This window comes from Bradyrhizobium sp. 2TAF24, from assembly GCF_052115025.1.
Taxonomy (GTDB): domain Bacteria; phylum Pseudomonadota; class Alphaproteobacteria; order Rhizobiales; family Xanthobacteraceae; genus Bradyrhizobium_A.
Window position 1 is genome coordinate 1 of sequence record NZ_JBFRFW010000028.1, and the last position, 21,312, is coordinate 21,312.

The window sequence follows — 21,312 nt, forward strand, 5'->3', positions numbered from 1 at the left end:
CTCCCGTCGTTGCTCCATCACCGACACCTTGCGCCATGGCATGGACCGACTCCCTAACAGCCTGTCCATGTATTGTGATGTGTCGGCTATGTCTCCGAACACCCGTCGGTGATGTCCCCGGACTGAACACTTGACCCGGCAATCCAGCTGTCTTCTTGCATGGAAGACGTTTCAAGATGGATCACCGGGTCACGGCGCTGGCGCGCCGGCCCGGTGATGACGCTGAATATGGAGCAGCGGCCCATGTCCAAAACGCCGCGCCCGATCACCCGAGATAGGCCTGCAGGCCGCGCGTCATCAGCGCCCAGCCGGTGCGACCGGCCTGGGCGAGCGATGGCGGCATCGGACCGTCGACATATTCATTGATGGTGAGGCGGCAGCGCGATGGCGCGTCCGCGGCCGGCGCAATCAGGTACTCGATCTCACAATTGGGGACGTCCAGCCCGGGCGGTGTCCGCCTGCCCCAGCTCACCCGCAGCCGGTGCGGCGCCTCCTTCGCCAACACGGTGCCGTCGACACCCCAGCCGTCGTCACGCGCGAGGCGATAGGCCTCGCCGACATCGCCGACCGTGACGCGGGCACGCATGAAATAGCGCTCGGTGTCGGCAGGATCCGTCAGTGCCGCCCACAGCCGTTCGGCCGAGGCGTCGACGATCACCTCGGTGCTGCTGTTCAGCTGCCAGTCGGGCATCGGCAAGACCTCATCCGTCCAGGCTCGCCGGCTCGATGGTCCCGGCGACGTCGGCCAACATGGTCGCCCGAGAGGCCGGCCGCAAGCCCGCGGCGAGGCGCTCATGCCTTCTGTGCGATGATCAGTTCTTCGACGTCGCGCAGCTGCTCCTTGCCGAAGAACATCTCGTCGCCGACGAAGAAGGTCGGCGAGCCGTAGGCGCCGCGGTCGACCGCGTTCTGGGTGTTGGCCATCAGGCGGCTCTTGACGTCGTCGTCCCTGGTGCGGGCCAGCAGCCGCGCGGCGTCGAGGCCGGACTCGGCGAGCGCTTTTGCCGCGACCTCCGGATCGTCCATCTTCTTCGGCTCGGCCCACATGTGATGGAAGGCCGCGTCGACATAGCGCGCGAAGTCGCCATCGATCTCAGCCGCCACCGCGCCGCGCATCAGCAGCAGGGTGTTGACCGGGAAGAACGGGTTCATCACGTAGGGTTTGAGGTGGTAGCGTTCGAGAAAGCGCCGGGTCTCGACCGCATGAAACGCGAGCTTGTTCTTGACGCCGCCGAACGCCTCGATCGGCGAGCGGTTGTTGGTCAGCTTGAAGATGCCGCCGAGCAAGACCGGGACATACTCGAACGTGACGCCGGTGCGGCGCTCGATCTCCGGGATCACGAGATGGCTGAGATAGGCGTTCGGACTGCCGACGTCGAACAGGAATTGCGGATTGGGTGCGGCCATTGTTTCCCTCCTCGGAGCGTTGCTTGTGCGTCGGCGCCGGACAACGGTCCTGCGCCGCGGCCGTTGCGGGCGGCGCATTTAAGCAAATCGTGCTGACTGGGCAAACCGGGATGAAGCCAACCGGTGCGGGTTCACCGGTTGGCCTCGATCGTTACACCAGGCGCTCGATCGGGCGCTTGCGCCAGACCAGCAGGTAGTAGCCGGCCTGCAGCAGGAACATCGCGCAGAAGGTGGCGGGGTAGGCCACCCATACGCCCTTGAGGCCGATGGTGCGGCTGAGGACCAGCGCGACCGGCACCTCGATCGCGGCGATGGCGAAGATCGACAGCGCCATCGGCACGAACACAGTGCCGCTCGCCCGCATCACGCCGGAGAACACGCCGGACAGGCCGAACGCCACCGAGCTCCACAGCACCACATGCAGCAACCGCTGGGCGAGATCGACCACAGGCGGATTGGTGATGAAGGCGCTCATGATGGTGCGCGACAAGAGATAGGCCAGCACCACGAGGCCGCCGGTGAGCACGATGTTCAGCATCACCCCGGTGCGGGTGATGACATGCAGGCGGTCGAAGTCGCCGCGACCGATCGCCTGGGCGGAGAAGATCGATGCGGTGATGGCGATGGAGATCGCCGGAAACTGGACGTAGCTCAGCACCTGGTTGACCGCGCCATAGGCTGCGGTGGCGTCCGCCCCGAAGCTGTTGACGAGGCCGAGCAGCACCAGCTCCGCCAGCGCCATGGCGGCGATCTGCACCGCCGAGGGCATGCCGAGGCGCACGATGGTCAGCAGCAGCTTCGGGTCGATCTTCATGCCGCGCAGGAACACGCGGTCCGGCGCCATGGTATGCCTGCGGGCGCGCAGGTAGAGGCCATACCAGAGCAGCGTGCCGGTCGACGATACCAGCGAGGCGATGGCGGCGCTGGCGACGCCGAGCTGTGGCAGGCCGAACCAGCCCACGATCAGCGCCGGGGTCACGAGGAGGCCGATCACGGTGGAGATGCCGAGCGCAATCAGCGGCGTCACGGTATCGCCGACGCCGCGGATGATCGAGGTCGACAGGATGAAGGCGTAGGTCGCCGGCATGATGATCATCATGATCCGGGCATAGAGGACGGCGTCCTCGAGAATGTTCGCGGGCGTCGACAGCGCCACCATCATCGGCCGCGCGAACAGGCCGCCGAGGACAGCGATCACGAGGCCGCCGAGCAGCGCGACGCTGAACGCCGCGCCGGCAATGGTGCGGACCTTCTCGAGGTTGCGCGCGCCATAGGCCTGGCCGATCAGGATGGTTGCACCGGCGCCGAGGCCGATGATGAAGGCGATGAACAGGAACAGCACGGGAAAGAAGGCGGACACCGCGGCGAGCGCGTTCACGCCGATCATCTGGCCGAGATAGACGTTGTTGAGGGTGCCGAATAGCGCCTGCAGAATGTTGCTGAGCATCATCGGCGCGAGAAAAACGAGATAGGTCTTCCACAAGGGCGTGGGGGCGGACATGGAAATCCTCGAAAGCAAAATGAAGTCGGGTCGTGCGGAGTGAATGCGGCGCTTAAGGGGCGCGGCACGCGGGCGAAGCGGAAGCGGCGCTGGATTCGATAACGTCGAATCGTGTCAGCGTGTGGGGCCGGAGCTGTCGTCGTGGTGGAAGGCCGGTGCTGCCAGACGCCGGGCGTGATCGCGAATATCCGCCGGCCAGCCGTCCGTCAACTCAATGAAGCGTGTCCGGTTGCCGGCGAACAGAGCGCGCATGGCCTCCTCGTAGTGGGGGCGGTTGCCGGCCGTCACCGCGGTGAAGCGGTAGGCGGCCTCCTGCGCCAGGCGGACGCGGTCCTTTGATCCCTGCGTCTTGCGCGCCTCATCGATCAGCCGGCGCAGCGCCACCGAGGCGCCGCCCGGCTGCAGCGCCAGCCAGTCCCAGTGCCGTGGCAGCAGGGTGATCTCGCGGGCCACCACGCCGAGCTTCGGCCGCCCCGGTCCGCGGGCCGGCTCGGCCGCCGGCGGCTCCGCCACGGGCGGGGCCATCGCGGCGGCCGGCAAGCGGGCCAGCACGTCGGCGAGGCTGCCGCGCAGGTCCATCTCTACCGGCTGGCTGGTTTCGACATTGAAGATCAGCACGCCGTGCGGGTCCGCGGTGCCGAACGCCCGCTTGATGCCCTCGGCGACATCACGCAGCGAGCCCTCGGCGATGCGCCGGTCGTCGCGAAAGGCAATGCAGGTGGTGCGGGTGTCGCTCATGGCTGGCCGCCGTGTGAATACCGGGGCATTTATACCCGGGTAAATATTACAGTCAATAACACCCGGGATTATTTCTGCCATGCGCGGGCGCGCCGCCGATCTCCGGTTTCCGGTTCCGCGCCACCCTGTTACCAGAGAGCGGGTCGCCATCCGCGTTCGGAGCGGCCAGATGGAGGGGCTTCATGCTGACCGTGCATCACCTCAACAACTCCCGCTCACAGCGCGTGCTGTGGCTGCTCGAAGAACTTGGCGTGCCCTATGAGATCGTGCGCTACCAGCGTCAGCCCAACATGCTGGCGCCGAAGGAGCTGCGGCAGATCCATCCGCTCGGCAAGTCGCCGGTGATCACCGACAACGGCAACACCATTGCCGAATCCGGAGCGATCCTGACCTACATTATCGAGACCTATGGCAACGGCCGCCTGATCCCGCCGCCGGGTACGCCGGAGCGGCTGCGCTACACCTACTGGCTGCACTACGCGGAAGGCTCCGCGATGTTTCCGCTGCTGCTCAAGCTGATCTTCGGCCTGCTGCCGAAACGCGTGCCGGCGCTGATCCGTCCAGTCGCGCGTATGATCGCGGGCGGCGCGATGGCCACCATGATCGACCCGCAGCTCAAGCAGCACATGGCGTTCTGGGAGGAGGAGCTCGGCAAGTCCGAATGGTTCGCCGGCAACGATTTCACGGCGGCCGACATCCAGATGAGCTTTCCCCTGGAAGCGGCGTCGTCGCGCGCCGGCCTCGCGGACGGCCACCCGAAGGCGCTGGCCTTCCTCGCCCGCATCCATGCGCGGCCAGCCTATCAGCGCGCGCTGGAGAAGGGCGGGCCATACGAGGTCGGGCGATAGCGTCAACACAGCCATCGCACTTCATCTCCTCACCATGAGGGGAAGGGGCGGCGTGGCCACAAGACGTGGCTGGCCGGTACGCCCCACTCACGGCGCCGCGGCGGTGGCGCCGCGGGTGCGCGGGTCAGGGGCGCCGAGCGCGCCCTCAGCGGTGAAGCTGATCGAGTTGGCCGACGTCTGGCCGAGCGGCATCACGATGGTGTGGCCTTTCGCGCGCAGGCCATCGAGCACGTCGGCGGCAAATCCCTGCTCGACATAGACGCCTTCGGGACGCCACTGCTGGTGCAGCCGCGGCAGCGCCACGGCCAGCGCCCCATCCATCCTGTAGTCGATGACGTCGACCACCACCTGCAGCACCGCGGAGATGATGCGGCTGCCGCCGGGCGAACCCGTCACCAGCACCGGCTTGCCGTCCCTGAGCACGATGGTCGGTGTCATCGACGACAGCGGACGTTTGCCCGGCCCTGGCAGGTTGGCCTCGAAGCCGACGAGGCCGTAGGCGTTCGATGCGCTCGGTGCCGCAGTGAAATCATCGAGCTCGTTGTTGAGCAGCACGCCGGTGCCCTCCGCCACGAGCCCGACGCCGTAGCTGAAATTGAGGGTGTAGGTGTTGCTCACCGCATTGCCGGCGGCATCGACCACCGAAAAGTGCGTGGTGTTGCTGCCCTCGCGCGGCGACGGTTGCGCGGCGGCGACCTCTTCGGCGGTCGCCGCGCGGTCGCCGCGGATCGCGGCGCGCAGCTGTGCGGCATAGTCTGTCGACAGCAGCCGCTCCAGCGGCGCGTCGGCAAAGGCGGGATCGCCGAGATAGCGGGCGCGGTCGGCGTAGGCGCGCTTCATGGCCTCGATCAGGAGATGCAGCGATTCGACCGATCCCTGCTTGAGTTCGCCGAGGCGATAGCCCTCGAGGATGTTGAGCGTCTCCAGCAGCACCACGCCGCCGGACGACGGTAGCGGCATGGAGACGATGTCGTAGCCGCGGTAGCGGCCGCGCACCGGCGTGCGGATCACCGGCTGGTAGGTCTTGAGATCCTCGATGGTCATGATGCCGCCGGCGCCGCGGATGCCGGCGATGAGCTTTTCCGCCACGGGCCCTTGATAGAATCCGCGTGGCCCCTGCTCGGCAACCGCGGTCAGCGTCGCAGCGAGATCCGGCTGCAGCAGCCGGTCGCCCTCGCGCAGCACGCTGCCGTCCGGCCGGGAGAAGATGCGCGCGCCGGCGGGCCAGCGCGCCAGGCGCGTGTGCGATTCGGGCAGGGTGTCGGCGATATCGTCGGTCACGGTGAGGCCGTCGCGCGCCAGCGCAATGGCCGGCGCGATCAGTTCCTTCAGCGTGAACTTGCCCGAGCCGTATTTGTCGAGCGCCAATGCAAGGCCCGCCACCGTGCCGGGTACGCCGATGCCGAGCGCCGAATCGCGCGACCTGGCATTGTCGGGCTTGCCGTCGGGACCCAGGAACACGTCGCGAGTCATCGCGGCGGGGCCGGTCTCGCGATAGTCGATGGCGACGTCCTCGCCGCTGGCGCGGTGGATCACCATGAAGCCGCCGCCGCCGATGTTGCCGGCGCGCGGATAAGTCACCGCCATGGCGAAGCCGGTGGCAACCGCGGCATCGACGGCGTTGCCGCCGCGCGACAGCACGTCCGCCCCGATCCGGGCGGCGATTTTTTCCTGCGCGACCACCAGCCCTTGTCGGGACGCGACCGGTGTCGTGCGGCTGGCATAGGCGGGATCATAGGTGCTGCGCCGCGCATCCTGCGCGACGGCGGCGGTGAACAGGCTGCACAACAGCAGTGCCGCAACCACGGTGCGGCGGCACGTCGCGTTGGACATCAAAATACTGGCCCTCCTGCGGCTCCGCCGTCGTCACAGCGTATCATCAACGGTATGCTAGGACATCTGCTAGAGTGGTGAAGCTGACATTCGCTTGAGTTTCGCCTAGCCAGTCAAAATTGATCGCACGGCATTCGGGCCATGCGATCGCCCCAATCGACCCTTGGATCGCCCCGATGACGCATTCCTCCGTCGCGCTTGACGACAACGCCCAGGCGCCAAGCCGCTATCCGTCGTGGCCGGCGGTGGTGAGCTGGATCTTCTTCGACTGGGCGGCGCAGCCCTACTTCACGCTGATCACGACCTTCGTGTTCGCACCGTATTTCGCCACCAATGTGGCCGCCGATCCCGCGACGGGCCAGTCGTTGTGGGGCTATGCCACCGCGTCCGCCGGCCTCGTCATCGCGCTGATGTCGCCGGTGCTCGGCGCCATCGCCGACGCCAGCGGTCGCCGCAAGCCCTGGATCGCGGCGTTCGGCGCGCTGCTGGTGATCGGCTCGTCGCTGATGTGGATCGGCAAGCCGGGTGACCAGAGCGTGATCCTGCCGCTATTGATCGCGTTCGGCATTGCCACCATCGGCGTCGAGTTTGCCACCGTGTTCAACAACGCGATGATGCCGACCCTGGTGCCGCCGGAGCGCATCGGGCGATTGTCCGGCACCGGCTGGGCCACGGGCTATATCGGCGGCATCCTCAGCCTGATCCTGGTGCTCGGCTTCCTCGCCGCCAATCCGGACACCGGGCGCACGCTGTTCGGTTTCACGCCGGCGTTCGGTCTCGATGCCGCGCTGCATGAGGGCGACCGCATCACCGGGCCGCTCACCGGGCTGTGGTTCATCGTGTTCGTGCTGCCGATGTTCCTGTTCACGCCCGACTACGAATCGCGCCTGCCGGTGCGGCGCGCGGTGAAGCAGGGCCTGCGCGAGCTGCGCGGCACGCTCGCCAGCCTGCCAAATAATCGCCAGATGGCGACGTTCCTGATCGCCAACATGGTCTACACCGACGCGCTGGTGGCGCTGTTCGCGTTCGGCGGCATCTACGCCGCCGGCACCTTCGGCTGGCATACGATCCAGATCGGAGTGTTCGGCATCCTGCTCGCCATCTCCGGTACGCTCGGTGCATGGCTCGGCGGCAAGCTCGACGATCGCCTCGGGCCGAAGAAGGTGATCACCGGCAGCATGCTGATCCTGCTGCTGGCGATTGCGGTGATCCTGTCGATGGACCGCGACCGGCTGTTCTTCGTCGTCCCCGTCGCGCCGCCGGTGCCCGGCGGCCCGCTGTTCGCAGCACCCGCGGAGAAGGCCTATATCGTGCTCGGCGCGCTGATCGGCATGGCCGCGGGGCCACTGCAGGCTGCGTCGCGCACGCTGCTGATCCGTCTCGCGCCGCCCGACCGTATCACGCAGTATTTCGGGCTGTTCGCGCTGTCGGGCAAGGTGACGTCGTTCATGGCGCCGCTCGCGGTCAGCCTCGTGACCGCGCTCACCATGAGCCAGAAGGCCGGCATGACCGTGCTGGTGGTGTTCTTCCTCGCCGGCCTCGCGCTGCTGTCGCGGGTGCGCGACCCGCATGGGCGGCGGGCCGGCTAGCGCGCGAGAGGAATCCAGATCTCGATGGTGCCCGTGCCGGTTTCGGGGTCGAAGCGTTCGTCGTAGCGCTCGATGTCGGGGGCATCGGCGACCTCGTGGCCGGACGATGGCAGCCAGCGGCTCCAGATGAAACGGACGGCATCCCGCATCGTCGAGACGTTGTGATGGCTGAACACAGCGTAACGCCGTTCGGGAATTCGCACCCGGCTGAACTCCGCCGGCAGGTCATCGAAGCTTGCGACCTCGACGCCGGCGATATAGTCGAAATTGCCGGTGCCGTCGGCATTGCAGCACACGCCATAGGTGGTCATGCCGATCTGACCCGGCACATGACCGATGTGGGGGATGAAGCGGTGCCATTGCGCCGGGATGCCGTGATTGGTCTCGAAGCGGTAGCGCTCGCCGAGGCCGGCGACCAGCAGCGGGCCGTGATTTTCGAAGCGCGGGGGCGCCAGTTCGATGCGCGGGGTTTCATCCATCCTGATCGGCTCCATCGGGGTGAGCGCGGCGAGGTTGCCCTGGGCGCGAACCGTTTCGGGTGTGACCGCAAACTGCTCGCGAAACGCGCGCGTGAACGCCTCGTGCGAGCCGTAGCCGGCATCGAGCGCGACGGTGAGAATGTCGGGTGCGCCATCGGCGAGCTGCCGCGCGGCACGACTGAGGCGGCGCCCGCGCACGTAGCGCATCACCGACAGGCCGGTGGCTTCGCCGAAGGCGCGGCACAGGTGATAGCGCGACACGCCGGCGAAGAGCGCGATCTCCGCCAGCGTCATGCCGCACTCGACCTTGCTCTCGATGAACCAGAGCGCCCTGGCGACCGGCGTCATGTCAGGCTCCACTGTAGGCCTTGCAGTCGAGTGTGGTGGATCTGACGTTTGCTTCAATATCGCCGCGAGCCCTTCGGGCGAATGTGATGCGAATGTCAGAACCGGGACACTAGCAGCGGCCGGCGGCGGCGACTTGATCGCAATTGCGCCGGCCTTCGCCGGCGCGGCGTCTCAGTGGCGGAAATGCCGCACGCCGGTGAACACCATGGCGATGCCATGGTCGTCGGCAGCCTTGATCACGAGGTCGTCGCGCATCGAGCCGCCGGGCTGGATCACTGCAGTGGCGCCGGCCTCGATCGCCGCAAGTAGGCCGTCGGCGAACGGGAAGAAGGCGTCGGAGGCGACCACCGAGCCCTTGGTCAGCGGCTCGGAGTGCTTGGCCTCGATGGCGGCATCCTGGGCCTTGCGGGCGGCGATCCGCGCCGAATCGACCCGGCTCATCTGGCCGGCGCCGATGCCGACGGTGGCGAGGTTCTTGGCGTAGACAATGGTGTTCGACTTGACGTGCTTGGCGACGCGGAAGGCGAAGCGCAGGTCGGCAAGCTCGGTGTCGGTCGGCTCGCGCCTGGTGACGGTCTTCAGCACCATGTCGTCGACCACCGCGTTGTCGCGGGTCTGCACCAGCAGGCCGCCGGCGACGGTCTTGGCGGTGAGGCCGCCGGCGCGCGGATCGGGCAGGCCGCCCGCGAGCAACAGGCGCAGGTTCTTCTTGGCCGCGACGATGGCGATGGCTTCCTCGCTGGCGTCGGGGGCGATGATCACCTCGGTGAAGATCTCCGTGATGGCACGCGCGGCCTCGGCGTCGAGGGGGCGGTTCAGCGCCACGATGCCGCCATAGGCGGACGTGGAATCGCAGGCCAGCGCCTTGCGGTAGGCGCTGACGAGGTCATGGCCTTCGGCGACACCGCAGGGATTGGCGTGCTTGACGATGACGCAGGCCGCGGTGCGCCGCGTGTCGAACTCGCCGATGCACTCATAGGCGGCGTCGGTGTCGTTGATGTTGTTGTAGGACAGCTGCTTGCCCTGTACCTGGCGCACAGTGGCGACGCCCGGGCGGCGTTCCGGCAGCGCGTAGAACGCCGCCTTCTGGTGCGGGTTCTCGCCATAGCGCAGCGCTTCGACAAGGCGGCCGCCGATGGCGCGGAAGTCCGGCGCGTCGATCGCGAGCTGCGCGGCGAACCAGTTGGAGATCGCCGCGTCATAGGCGGCGGTGCGGGCATAGGCCTTGGCCGCGAGGCGGCGGCGCAGCGTGCGCGTGGTCGCGCCGCCATGGGCGGCAAGTTCGTCGAGCACGGCCTGGTAGTCGGCGGTTTCGACGACGACGGCGACGTCGTCGTGGTTCTTGGCCGCGGCGCGGATCATCGCCGGACCGCCGATGTCGATGTTCTCGATGCAGTCTTCTTCGCTGGCGCCTTTGTCGACGGTGGCCTCGAACGGGTAGAGGTTGACCACCAGCAGGTCGATCGGAACGATGCCGTGCGCGGCCATCGCGTCGGTGTGCTCGGCATTGTCGCGGATCGCCAGCAGGCCGCCATGGACCTTGGGATGCAGCGTCTTGACGCGGCCATCCATCATCTCCGGAAACCCGGTCAGCTCCGAGACGTCCTTCACGGCAAGGCCGGCTGCGGCGATCGCCTTGGCGGTGCCGCCGGTGGACACCAGCTCGACGCCATGGCCGGCGAGGGCCCTCGCGAATTCGATCAGGCCGGTCTTGTCGGAGACGGAAAGCAGGGCGCGGGTCACGCGGCGCGGATGGTCGGTCATGGCGTCAAATCCAGCGGTGGGAAGCCCGCCGCCTAGCACGATTTGAGGGGGCACGAAACCGCCGGGACGGCAATTTTTCGGCAAATTCCAGACCGTGCGCGGTGTCTGGTTCAGCCAAATGACGGGGTTTCCGCGACATGATCGCCCGATAAGCGGCTCGGCCGAGATTCCGGGGAGACGCGATCACCGCCTCGACTGCGGCGACAGAGGCTTTAGAGCGGCAGCTCGGGCTCGCGGCGGGCGTTGCGCCGGGCATGGGTGGCGGAGGCCGAGGCGGCCGAGCGCATGAAGCTCCAGCGGATGTTGGCGGCCTGGCGCGCCGATTGCCGGATCACGATCTGGACGGTCCGGCGGGGGCCGTCGGTGCCGGCGAGGAACACGCTGTCCTCGAGCTCGACCCGGTCGTCCAGCGCCTCGAAGGTCCACACGTCCCGGTTGGGCAGCACCAGCATTACGCCCCTCGCGTCGCTGAGGCGGCTGGCCTTGACCGAGGGATGGAGATGGAAACGCAGCGCGTAGTCGTCGCTGCCGGATTTGATGCGGCCCGTCGGCACCAGCGTGTCCTCACCGTCGAGCCGGGTTCCGTCGCTCGCCAGCATCAGCACGCGCCGGTGCACCATGCCGAACTGCGGCACATAGCCGTCGTGGGAGGCGGTCAGCAGCGTGCCGTTGGCGACCGTCTCGCGTTCCACCTCGACCACCCGCGGGCCGCGGGTGATCAGTGCGCCCTGCAGCAGCCGCTTCACGGCGGTGAGCTCGACGAACTGGCACGACGAGGTCTCGTGATAGGTCAGCGTGGAGTGCGCCGGCGTGCCGCGGGCGAAGGCGCGCCAGTTGTCACGGCCGGTCGGGGGCATGCCGCAGTTGGTCACGAGCCGGCTGGTGCCGACCGACAGCTCGAACGACAGGCAGCCGGCGTGGGCGTCATAGCTCACGGCGGCGGGCGGCGGCGCCCCGGTGTCCATGATCAGGGTGACCGGGCCGGCCTCGAGGCGCTGAAAGCCGGTGTGCGGCATGCCGGCCATCGGCACGCCGTGGGTGTCGTCATAGGCCAGCAGCGTCGCCACCTGGTCGGTGGGGGTGTGGCTCATGCCGTTGAACAGCGCGAAGCTGCCGTCGCCGTGACGGAAGAAGCGCAGCATCGGCATCATGCGGTCGATGGCGTTGAGCAGCGGCGGCGGCGGCGGGATGTTGCGCGCGGCGAAGGTCTGCCGCAGCGGCAGCAGGTCGAGCAGGATCTCGATCAGCGCGCCGGGGTTGCGCGCGATGTGGCCGCCGTCAGGCAGGATCTGATGCTGCAGCTCGTCGGACAGCTTGCGTGTCGCACCGCGGATCTGGCGGCCCTGGTTGGCGAGGCAGAGCGCAGCGTAGCACAGCGCGATCTGCACCTGCAGCCGCGGCAGGCCGTCGGCGATGTCGATCATCGCATAGCGCAGGTAGCGGATCTCGCGGGTGAGGCCGCGCAGATAGCGCCGGTAGAACTTGCTGTCGGTGTCCGACAGCACCAGGGGGGCCTGCGACAGCAGCGAGATGACACGCCGCGCCAGCACGTCGGCGCGCCAGCCGACGCCGCGGGCCTTGCCCTGATGGGCGAACCAGTCCTCGATCAGGGAGCGGGCGTTGGCGCGGGTCAGCGCCGAATCGGCCGCGCGCAGGTGGCGCAGCCAGCCGAAGCCGAGCAGCACCGCCTCCCAGTCGTCGGACGGCGGTTCCAGCTCGAAGATCGAGCGGCCGTGGCAGGTGACGATCTTGCCGGCGAACACGAAGCGGCCGGCATAGATCTCGGCGGCGCGGGTCGCGTCGGTGGTGCGCAGGTCCTGCGGCGCGATGAGCAGCCGGTCGGTGCGCGACGGCAGCAGGCGTGACAGCGCGACCGATCCGCCGCTGACGCGCGCCGCGGTTCTCCTGGCAAAGCGGCCGAGCAGAAGCGTCGAGATTCGTCGTCGTTGAGCGGCCGACACGCGCACCTTTGACTTTGGTGTAGAATCGTTGCGCACCCTTTTAATCTGGAAATGCGCCGAGCACACCCTACCGGACAGACCCTAATAAAGCCCCACGGCCGCCCGGGCGGCGAACTGCATCTGATTCGGTAGCGTCGTCGTCAGGCCTTGACCAGGCGGGCGGCGTAGAAGCCGTCGAGCCCCGCAAGGCGGGGGTCGGGATTGGGCAGATGGCACGGCAGCGTGCGGATATCGCCCTGCGGATTGATGATCTCGGCGAGGCCGCCGACCTCGGCGGGGTCGACCGGCAGGCGGCGCATCGTCGAATCCGCGGCGAGCAGCGCGTCGACCGCCTGCTCGCCTTCCTCCGGCTCCAGCGAGCAGGTGCAATAGACCAGCGTGCCGCCGGGCTTCAGCAGCGCGACGGCTTTCTGCAGCAACCGCCGCTGCAGGGCCGCCAGCGCGTCGATGTCGGCCTCGTGCTTCAGCCAGGCGACGTCGGGATGACGGCGGATGGTGCCGGTCGCGGCGCAGGGGGCGTCGACCAGCACGCCGTCGAATGATTCGCCGGGCCATTCAGTGGCGTCGGCGACCACGGTCTCGGCCTGCAGTGACAGACGGGTGAGGTTGTCCAGCAGCCGCGCGATGCGGCCGGGCGAGCGGTCGACCGCGGTGACGCGGGCGCCGGCATGGGCGAGCTGTGCGGTCTTGCCGCCGGGCGCGGCGCAGAGGTCGGCGATGGCCTTGCCGCCGACGTCGCCGAACAGCCTTGCCGGCAGCGCCGCGGCGGCGTCCTGCACCCACCAGGCGCCCTCGGTAAAGCCGGGCAGCATGGTGATCGGACCCTGCAGCAGGGTGCGCACGGTTCCGGTCGGCAGCGTCTCGCCATGCAGGCGACTGGCCCACTGGGCCGGATTGCCTTTCACCGTCAGGTCGAGCGGTGGTTCGTGGCCGATGGCACGCGCGATGTCGCGCGCCGTGGCCTCGCCGTAATGGGCGATCCAGCGCGCCATCAGCCAGGATGGCACGTCCAACGACTGGGCCTCGACCTCGCGAATCAGCGGCTCGGCCTCCCGCGCGCAGCGGCGCAGCACGGCGTTGACGAGGCCGGCATACTTGGCCGCGCGGCGATCGGCCTGCACGAGGCGCACCGACAGGTCGACGGCGGCGTGATCGGGCACATCCATCCACAGGATCTGCGCCGCGCCGATCAGCAGCGCGCTTTGCGCGCGCGGCGCGTCGGTCGGCAGCCCCTTGTCGAGCAGGCGCGACAGCACATGGCGCAGCGTGCCGAGCCGGCGCAGGATGGTGGCGACGAGGCGCCGCATCAGCGCGCGATCGCGATCCGACAGCGTCTTCAGTCCGGGATGCGCGGCAGCGCCGTCCAGCAGGTCGTCCAGGGTGCGCCGCTTGTGCAGCACGCCATCGAGAATGTCCGCGGCGATCCGGCGCGTGGCGAGGCCTGGAACCTCGGTGGGCGGAGCGAATCGCGAAGGCTTCATGGACAACGGGCAGTACTCGAGCTGAGAGGATTGGGATCTTGGCGGGACCGGCAACGTGACATGCGAATATGCCAAATGTAAGAAGCGCCTTCACGCCATCACAATCGCGCGTCAGATGACAATGTCAGACCGCGCTGGTGTGGATCTGGCGCGTGACGGGAGCCTTTCGATGACTGACAGCAATGCCGTGCCTGCGTCGCCCGCGCGCCAAGCCGATGATGCGGCGGTGTCGCACAAGCCGCTGCCGCCGGCTGCGCAGCGCGCACTTGCCGAGGCTGCGGAGCGTCGGCGCAAGGCGGAGGCAGAAGCGGAAGACCGGCCGGTCGAGCTGCAGGGACCGCGCGGCCCCGAGCCGACCCGCTACGGCGATTGGGAACGCAAGGGCATCGCCTCGGACTTCTGAGCGGCGCCCCGGCCGGCGCGCTGGCATCGATTAAGGTTATGTTCTGTGTTTGTGCTATAGTCGGGCGACCTCGCTTTCGCGCCCGGCCCCGCCATGTTCTTTCAGCCCCGTCTCAACGCACCGCTCCGCAGCCGCATCGTGGCCGTGCTGCCATGGGTGTTCGTGATCGGCGTGGCGGTGGGAACCATGTTGCCGCTACGCGCCTGGCTGCATCTGCCGCCAGCGCCTGGTTCGACGCGGGTCTGGCCTGATTCGGCGAACGAAATCCTGCGGGACCGCACGGCCGATCCGGCCGCGCGCATGCCGGTCGAGGTGCTGCGAACCATCGACGGCGATACCTTTGTGGCGCGGGTGCATCTGTCGCAGCCCGACCGCGCGATCGTGACGCGGGTGCGGCTGCGCGGCATCGATGCGCCGGAGCTGAAGGCGGCCTGCGAGCGCGAATGGCAGATGGCGAAGGCCGCGACCCAGGCGCTGCGGACGCTGCTCAGCGAAGGCAATGTCGCGATCTACAATATCGGGCCCGACAAGTATTCCGGCCGCGTCGTCGCCGATGCCGCCACGGCGCGCACGCCGAACGTCTCCAGCGCCATGCTCGCCGCCGGGCAGGCCCGCCGCTACGACGGCGGCCATCGCAGCGGCTGGTGCAATTTCTGGGAGCGCTGACGCCGGCCGGTCGCCACATGCGGGCCTTGCCGCACGAAAAAGCCGCGCACCGCGCGGCTTCGTCGTGTCCGCAGGTCGCCCGCGGCGTCAGCGCGAGGTGACGATCACCGGGGTGCCGACCGAGACGCGGCCATAGAGGTCGGAAATGTCCTCGTTGTACATGCGGATGCAGCCATAGGAGACGTAGCCGCCGACCGAGCTCGGCACATTGGTGCCGTGGATGGCGTACTGCCCGCCGCCGGACAGGGTCATGGCGGCGACTCCCATGGGATTGGCGGGCGAGCCGCCGGGAATGACGTCCGGTATCGAGGGCTTGTCGCGCTTGACGTCGGCCGGCGGCGACCACGCCGGGTTGCGATACTTGCCGTCGATGCGCGCGCTGCCGGCCCACTGCTTGCCGGCCTTGCCGACACCGACCGGATAGCGCACCGCCTGGCCTTCGCCGAGCACCAGGTACAGCCGGCGCTGGCCGGTCTTGATGACGATGGTGCCCGGTTCATAGGCTTCGCGGAACGACACCAGGTCCGGGCGCGCCTGCGCCGGGCTCAGGGCCAACAGGCTGCCGGCCACCGCCAGCGTTCCGATCATAGCAACCGACGTCCTCGCCGACATACGCTTCTCCTCAACCCCAAAATGGCCGGATGCGGCGGACCGCGTCCGATCGTGTTCCCTTCGGAAATCCTATGGCCGCGGCGCTGACCAAGAGGTTCAAACCAAGGCCCCAGCCGCCATGTCCGAAGGCGCTAGAAATAAGATCCGTGCAACAAAGTAAATGTCCGGAAAACAACACTCGCCGGCAAAGCGCCCCCTCGGCCGCTCCGCCGTTGAAATGTGTGTGATTGACCGGGGCGGGGCCCGGCGGGTTCCGGAACGACAAAGGCCCCGGACGGTGTCCGGGGCCTTGCGCGAGGTCCTGGCGGGACCGCCGCGACCGTCGGCCGGTCAGTCCTTCTTGTTCTGGCGATGCCTGATCAGGTCGTCGACCACGGCCGGGTCGGCGAGGGTCGAGGTGTCGCCGAGGGTGCCGAACTCATCCTCGGCGATCTTGCGCAGGATGCGGCGCATGATCTTGCCGGAGCGGGTCTTGGGCAGGCCGGGCGCGAACTGGATCAGGTCCGGCGAGGCGATCGGGCCGATGTCCTTGCGCACCCAGGCCACCAGCTCCTTGCGCAGCTCTTCCGTCGGCTCCGCTCCCGTCATCAGGGTGACGTAGGCATAGATGCCCTGGCCCTTGATGTCGTGGGGATAGCCGACCACGGCGGCTTCCGAGACCAGCGCGTGCGCCACCAGCGAGCTTTCGACCTCGGCGGTGCCCATGCGGTGGCCGGACACGTTGATGACGTCGTCGACGCGGCCGGTGATCCAGTAGTAGCCGTCGGCGTCGCGCCGGCAGCCGTCACCGGTGAAGTACTTGCCCGGATAGGTCGAGAAGTAGGTCTGCATGAAGCGCTCGTGGTCGCCATAGACCGTGCGCATCTGGCCCGGCCAGGAGCGGGAGATGCAGAGATTGCCCTCGGTGGCGCCCTGCTGCACCTTGCCGTCGGCGTCGACGATCTCGGGCACCACGCCGAAGAACGGCCGCGTTGCGGAACCGGGCTTGAGCGCGGTCGCGCCGGGCAGCGGCGTGATCAGGATGCCGCCGGTCTCGGTCTGCCACCAGGTGTCGACGATCGGGCTGCGGCCCTCGCCGACCACATGATAGTACCACTCCCAGGCTTCCGGATTGATCGGCTCGCCGACCGAGCCGAGCAGCCGCAGCGAGGCGCGCGAGGTCTTCTTCACTGGGCCATCGCCGGACTGCATCAGCGCGCGGATCGCCGTCGGCGCGGTGTAGAAGATGTTGACCTTGTGCTTGTCGATGACGTTCCAGAACCGCGAGTTGTCCGGATAGTTCGGCACGCCCTCGAACATCAGCGTGGTGGCGCCGTTGGCGAGCGGCCCATAGAGAATGTAGCTGTGGCCGGTGACCCAGCCGACGTCGGCGGTGCACCAGTAGATGTCGCCGTCGTGATAGTCGAACACATACTGGTGGGTCATGGCGGCGAACACCAGGTAGCCGCCGGTGGTGTGCACCACGCCCTTGGGCGTGCCGGTCGAGCCGGACGTGTAGAGGATGAACAGCGGGTCCTCCGCGCTCATCTCCTCGCACGGGCATTCCGCCGGCACCGTCTTCGCCGCCTCGTCATAGAACAGGTCGCGGCCGCTGTGCATCGGCACGTTGCCGCCGGTGTGGCGGACCACGATGATGCTCTCGACACCGCCGGCTTTCTCCGCCGCCGCGTCGGTATTGGCCTTCAGCGGCACCTTCTTGCCGCCGCGCAGGCCTTCGTCTGCGGTGATCACCACGGTGGAGCGCGCGTCCTTGATGCGGCCGGCGAGCGAGTCCGGCGAAAATCCGCCGAACACCACCGAATGGATGGCGCCGATGCGAGCGCAGGCCAGCATGGCGTAGGCGGCTTCCGGGATCATCGGCAGGTAGATGGTGACGCGGTCGCCCTTGCGGACGCCGCGCGACTTCAGCACGTTGGCGAACCTGCTGACCTCGGCATGGAGCTGCTTGTAGGTGATCTTCTTGTCGCTGCCGGGATCGTCGCCTTCCCAGATGATGGCGACCTGGTCACCGCGCTTGGCGAGGTGGCGGTCGATGCAGTTCCAGGCGACGTTGAGCGTGCCGTCCTCGAACCATTTGATCGAGACCTCGCCGGGGGCGTAGGAGACGTTCTGCACCTTGGTGAAGGGCTTGATCCAGTCGACCCGCTTGCCGTGCTCGGCCCAGAACCCGTTCGGGTCGGAGACCGACTTTGCATACATTTCACGGTAATGGGCGTCGTCGACATAGGCACGCTTCGCCCACTCGGCCGGGACCGGATAAACTTTCTCAGACATGTTCCCTCCACTACGCGTTCGATCGCGAGCGCTTGCGCCTGGCAGGCCGGCGTTTTTGCTCGCCAATTATGCGCTGCCCTTTACGACTGCGACAAGCCGAAAGGAATAGGACTTTTGTCGCTCGGCGTCAGGCATCCCGGGCGGCGTGATCACAGGATACGGCACCGTCCCGTTCACGCCAGTGTCCACACCGCGGTATGCTTGATCTCGGTGTCCTCGAGCTCGCGTGTCACCGGCACATGATAGTCCGCGAGCCGGCGCAGCCGATCCCTCGGCAGGTAGCTGCGGCCGGGGTCGCCGATCAGCACGGCGGCGCCGCGCGCGGCCTGTGCGGACAAAAATGCATAGGCCCGCTCGGCGGTGTCGCGTTCGTAGAAGATGTCGCCGGCCAGGATCGTCTGCACCGTGGGGCAAGTCGCGCCGGCGAGCACGTCGCCGTCGCCGACGGCCACCGTCACGGCGTTGGCATCGGCATTGAGGCGGATGGCTGCGAGCGCGAAGGTGTCGATGTCGGCGGCGTGCACGCTCTGCGCGCCAGCTTTCATCGCGGCGATGGCGACGAGCCCGGATCCGGACGCAAGGTCGAGCACCGCGCGCCCGGCGACCTCGGCCGGATGGTCGAGCACATAGCGCGCCAGCGCCTGGCCGCCGGCCCAGGCGAACGCCCAGAACGGCGGCGGCAGGCCGGCCTCGCCGAGCTCGTCTTCAGTCTTGGTCCACAGCGGCACCGCCTCGTCGGCGACATGCAGCACGATCTCAGGCACCAGCGGCACCGCGTGCAGCCGCGTGTTGGCGCGGATGAAGGCGGCGGGATCGGTGATTCGCTGCGCGGATGGCCCCGTCATGTGGCGGGTTGCCCGCAAGATGCAGGGCGTGCTGGCGTCACAGGCCGCCCAGCTTGCAAACGTGCTTCCACTGTTCGGCGGTCACGCTCTGCACCGAGAGGCGGGAGTATTTGACGAGGTCCATCTCGGCGAGCTTGTTGTCGGCCTTGATGGCGGCGAGCGTGACCGGCGTCTTCAGCGGCTTGTCGGCCTTGATGTCGACGCACACGAACTTGGCGCTCTTGTCGGTGGGATCGAGGTAGGCTTCGCGAATGATCTCGACGATGCCGACGATCTCCTTGCCCTCGTTGGAGTGATAGTAGAAGGCGAGGTCGCCCTTCTTCATCTTCTCCAGGTTCTGCTTCGCGGTGTGGTTGCGCACGCCCGTCCAGGGTTCGCCCTTGGCGCCCCTTCCGACCTGCTGGTCCCACGACCACACCGAGGGCTCCGATTTCACCAGCCAGTAAGCCATCCCGTTCTCCTATCCCTCGGCCTTGAACGGCCGTGTCAGCAGGCCGTTGATCGCGGCGTCGATGTCGATGCGGCCGTCGAGGATCGAGGCCACCGCGTCCGTGATCGGCATGTCGATGCCGCGTGCGCGGGCAATGTCGAGCAGCACGGCGGCAGTGAACGCGCCCTCGGCGAGTTTGCCGCCGGCCGCTTGCGCCGGGCTCGCGCCCTCGCCGAGCGCGATGCCGAACGAGAAGTTGCGCGACTGCGCGCTCGCGCATGACAGCACGAGATCGCCGAGCCCCGACAGTCCGGCCAGGGTTTCCGCCTGGGCTCCGCAGGCCCGGCCGAAACGCGCCAGCTCGGCGAAGCCGCGGGTGGTCAGGGCCGCCAGCGCCGACGCGCCAAGCTTGCGGCCGGCGACAATGCCGGCCGCGATCGCCAGCACGTTCTTGGCTGCGCCGCCGATCTCGACGCCGCGCACATCGGTGGTGTGGTAGGGCCGGAATGTCGGCGAGCCCAGCGCCTGGCACAGCGCGGCGGCCGTGGCTTCGTCGTGAGCCGCGAGCGTCACCGCGGTCGGCAGACCCCGCGCCACGTCGTCGGCAAAGCTCGGTCCCGACAGGATCGCCGGCACGGCCTGCGGTGCCAGTTCAGCGATGATCTCCGTCATGAAGCGGCGGGTGCCGCGCTCGATGCCCTTGGCGCAGGCGACGACCACGGTTCCGCGGGCGAGGTCCTGCGCGAACGGCGCGAGCGCCGCACGCAGCGCCTGGGCCGGCACCGCCAGCAGCACGATGTGCGACTTTGTCGCATCGCTGGCGTTGCCGCTCACGGCGATCGCCGGATCGAGGCGCGCGCCGGGCAGCCGCAGCGACTCGCGCGCGCGCGCGATGGCATCTGCCGTTGCCGCGTCGCGCGCGATCAGCGTCACGGCGCGGCCGGCCCGCGCGGCTGCATTGGCAAGCGCGGTGCCCCATGCGCCGGCACCGACCACTGCAACGGTTGAGAACGATGACATGCCTCGATCGGCCTTCTTCAGTGCCGCGCGCGGGTGTTGGCGAACTGCGCCGGGGTCGGCGTCGTCTCGTCCAGCCGCCAGCGCGCCCGCGGCGACGTTTCCATGGTGTCGGTCAGGCCGAGCGCCAGCCGCTCGAGGCCCGCCCATGCGATCATCGCGCCGTTGTCGGTGCAGAGCGCGGGCGGCGGCACGATCAGCGCGGTTCGCGCCTGATCGGCAACCGTCTGCAGCGCGGCGCGGATCGCCTGGTTGGCGGCGACGCCACCGGCGGCGACCAGTGCCTTCGGCGCGCCGAAGCGCTCGCGGAACAGCGACAGGCCGGTGCTCAGGCGATCGGCGGTGGACGCGATCACGGCGGCCTGGAAGCCGGCGCACAGGTCGGCGATATCCTGCGGTCCGAGCGGCGCGGTGCGCTCGGCTTCGTTGCGCACCGCAGTCTTCAGGCCGGAGAACGAGAAATTGGCGTCGGGCCGTCCGAGCATGGGGCGCGGCAACGCGAAGCGGCTGGCATCGCCGGTCGCGGCGCCGCGCTCGACCTGCGGGCCGCCGGGATAGCCGAGCCCGAGCATCTTGGCGACCTTGTCGAACGCTTCTCCGATGGCATCGTCGACGGTGGTGCCGAGCCGCACATAGTCGCCGACCCCGAGGACCGCGACGATCTGGGTGTGGCCGCCGGAGGCGAGGAACAGGCAGTACGGGAACGTCAGCGGCGACACCAGGCGCGGGGTGAGTGCATGCGCTTCGAGGTGATTGACCGCCATCAGCGGGGTGTTGTGCACCAGCGCGATCGCCTTGGCGGTGGTGAGCCCGACGATGACGCCGCCGATCAGGCCCGGGCCCGCGGCGGCGGCAATGCCGTCGAGCCGGTCGAACGCAATGCCGGCCTCCTGCATGGCGCTGGCGACGATGCCGTCCAGACAGTCGACATGGGCACGCGCTGCGATTTCGGGAACTACGCCGCCGAACGGGGCATGCTCGTCGATCTGCGAGCGGACGATGTTCGACAGGATGCGCGCGCTGCCGTCGGCCTGGCGCTCGACCACGGCCGCGGCGGTCTCGTCGCAGGTGGTCTCGATGCCCAGCACCAGCGTCGGTGTCCGCGTGACCAAATTC

19 protein-coding genes are annotated in these 21,312 nt (G+C 68.3%); 4 read left to right on the forward strand and 15 right to left on the reverse strand.

The annotated features are described in order from the left end of the window. Positions 1 to 265: 265 nt before the first annotated feature. From AB4Z37_RS29840 to AB4Z37_RS29855, 4 genes are all read right to left on the reverse strand, one after another. On the reverse strand, positions 266 to 691 hold the full coding sequence (locus AB4Z37_RS29840; RefSeq protein ID WP_441520344.1) for an SRPBCC domain-containing protein: 426 nt from the start codon (positions 689 to 691) through the stop codon (positions 266 to 268). 101 nt (positions 692 to 792) lie between these two features. Beyond that, the gene (locus AB4Z37_RS29845) at positions 793 to 1,407 is read right to left on the reverse strand and encodes a 2-hydroxychromene-2-carboxylate isomerase (protein WP_441520345.1); all 615 of its coding nucleotides are present in this window, start codon (positions 1,405 to 1,407) and stop codon (positions 793 to 795) included. A 151-nt stretch (positions 1,408 to 1,558) separates the two neighbouring features. Beyond that, positions 1,559 to 2,908 carry an MATE family efflux transporter gene (locus tag AB4Z37_RS29850; protein WP_441520346.1) on the reverse strand — a complete coding sequence of 450 codons (1,350 nt, stop codon included), beginning with the start codon at positions 2,906 to 2,908 and terminating at the stop codon, positions 1,559 to 1,561. Between the two features lie 114 nt (positions 2,909 to 3,022). Then, a complete protein-coding gene (locus tag AB4Z37_RS29855; RefSeq protein WP_441520347.1) occupies positions 3,023 to 3,646 on the reverse strand; it encodes a DUF2239 family protein in 624 nt (207 codons plus the stop codon). 182 nt (positions 3,647 to 3,828) lie between these two features. Here AB4Z37_RS29855 and AB4Z37_RS29860 point away from each other — a divergent pair, with 182 nt between their 5' ends. Continuing rightward, complete coding sequence (locus AB4Z37_RS29860) at positions 3,829 to 4,494, forward strand: glutathione S-transferase family protein (RefSeq protein ID WP_441520348.1); 666 nt, start codon at positions 3,829 to 3,831, stop codon at positions 4,492 to 4,494. Between the two features lie 87 nt (positions 4,495 to 4,581). Here the strand turns inward: AB4Z37_RS29860 and ggt are convergent, their stop codons facing one another. Next, the gene (gene ggt, locus AB4Z37_RS29865) at positions 4,582 to 6,327 is read right to left on the reverse strand and encodes a gamma-glutamyltransferase (protein ID WP_441520349.1); all 1,746 of its coding nucleotides are present in this window, start codon (positions 6,325 to 6,327) and stop codon (positions 4,582 to 4,584) included. A 176-nt stretch (positions 6,328 to 6,503) separates the two neighbouring features. Between ggt and AB4Z37_RS29870 the strand changes: the two genes are divergently transcribed. Then, positions 6,504 to 7,916, forward strand: coding sequence for an MFS transporter (locus tag AB4Z37_RS29870; RefSeq protein ID WP_441520350.1), 1,413 nt, complete (start codon positions 6,504 to 6,506; stop codon positions 7,914 to 7,916). On the opposite strand, the gene AB4Z37_RS29875 is transcribed toward AB4Z37_RS29870, so the two are convergent. From AB4Z37_RS29875 to AB4Z37_RS29890, 4 genes are all read right to left on the reverse strand, one after another. Next, entirely contained in the window at positions 7,913 to 8,743 is an 831-nt protein-coding gene (locus AB4Z37_RS29875; RefSeq protein WP_441520351.1) for an AraC family transcriptional regulator, read from the reverse strand. The two genes, AB4Z37_RS29870 and AB4Z37_RS29875, sit on opposite strands and share 4 nt — an antisense overlap. Positions 8,744 to 8,914: 171 nt before the next feature. Beyond that, positions 8,915 to 10,507: a bifunctional phosphoribosylaminoimidazolecarboxamide formyltransferase/IMP cyclohydrolase gene (gene purH / locus AB4Z37_RS29880; protein ID WP_441520352.1), complete on the reverse strand. Its 1,593-nt coding sequence runs from the start codon at positions 10,505 to 10,507 to the stop codon at positions 8,915 to 8,917. A gap of 212 nt (positions 10,508 to 10,719) precedes the next feature. Beyond that, positions 10,720 to 12,468, reverse strand: a complete 1,749-nt coding sequence (locus AB4Z37_RS29885; RefSeq protein WP_441520353.1) for a heparinase II/III family protein — start codon at positions 12,466 to 12,468, stop codon at positions 10,720 to 10,722. Positions 12,469 to 12,608: 140 nt separating this feature from the next. Continuing rightward, a complete protein-coding gene (locus AB4Z37_RS29890; RefSeq protein ID WP_441520354.1) occupies positions 12,609 to 13,949 on the reverse strand; it encodes an RsmB/NOP family class I SAM-dependent RNA methyltransferase in 1,341 nt (446 codons plus the stop codon). A gap of 169 nt (positions 13,950 to 14,118) precedes the next feature. On the opposite strand from AB4Z37_RS29890, the gene AB4Z37_RS29895 reads away from it, so the two are divergent. Beyond that, positions 14,119 to 14,352, forward strand: coding sequence for a DUF1674 domain-containing protein (locus AB4Z37_RS29895; RefSeq protein ID WP_441520355.1), 234 nt, complete (start codon positions 14,119 to 14,121; stop codon positions 14,350 to 14,352). Between the two features lie 93 nt (positions 14,353 to 14,445). Next, positions 14,446 to 15,018 carry a thermonuclease family protein gene (locus AB4Z37_RS29900; RefSeq protein ID WP_441520356.1) on the forward strand — a complete coding sequence of 191 codons (573 nt, stop codon included), beginning with the start codon at positions 14,446 to 14,448 and terminating at the stop codon, positions 15,016 to 15,018. Positions 15,019 to 15,105: 87 nt separating this feature from the next. Here the strand turns inward: AB4Z37_RS29900 and AB4Z37_RS29905 are convergent, their stop codons facing one another. The 6 genes from AB4Z37_RS29905 to tsaD all read right to left on the reverse strand — a co-directional run bounded on the left by AB4Z37_RS29905 (position 15,106) and on the right by tsaD (position 21,308). Further along, the gene (locus tag AB4Z37_RS29905; RefSeq protein WP_441520357.1) at positions 15,106 to 15,630 is read right to left on the reverse strand and encodes a L,D-transpeptidase; all 525 of its coding nucleotides are present in this window, start codon (positions 15,628 to 15,630) and stop codon (positions 15,106 to 15,108) included. Positions 15,631 to 15,960: 330 nt separating this feature from the next. After that, on the reverse strand, positions 15,961 to 17,904 hold the full coding sequence (gene acs, locus AB4Z37_RS29910; protein ID WP_441520358.1) for an acetate--CoA ligase: 1,944 nt from the start codon (positions 17,902 to 17,904) through the stop codon (positions 15,961 to 15,963). A gap of 173 nt (positions 17,905 to 18,077) precedes the next feature. Continuing rightward, the gene (locus tag AB4Z37_RS29915) at positions 18,078 to 18,749 is read right to left on the reverse strand and encodes a class I SAM-dependent methyltransferase (RefSeq protein WP_441520359.1); all 672 of its coding nucleotides are present in this window, start codon (positions 18,747 to 18,749) and stop codon (positions 18,078 to 18,080) included. A gap of 37 nt (positions 18,750 to 18,786) precedes the next feature. Further along, complete coding sequence (locus AB4Z37_RS29920; protein WP_441520360.1) at positions 18,787 to 19,200, reverse strand: EVE domain-containing protein; 414 nt, start codon at positions 19,198 to 19,200, stop codon at positions 18,787 to 18,789. A gap of 9 nt (positions 19,201 to 19,209) precedes the next feature. Then, on the reverse strand, positions 19,210 to 20,199 hold the full coding sequence (locus AB4Z37_RS29925) for an NAD(P)H-dependent glycerol-3-phosphate dehydrogenase (protein WP_441520361.1): 990 nt from the start codon (positions 20,197 to 20,199) through the stop codon (positions 19,210 to 19,212). A gap of 17 nt (positions 20,200 to 20,216) precedes the next feature. After that, entirely contained in the window at positions 20,217 to 21,308 is a 1,092-nt protein-coding gene (tsaD, locus tag AB4Z37_RS29930; RefSeq protein WP_441520395.1) for a tRNA (adenosine(37)-N6)-threonylcarbamoyltransferase complex transferase subunit TsaD, read from the reverse strand. Positions 21,309 to 21,312 lie beyond the last annotated feature (4 nt).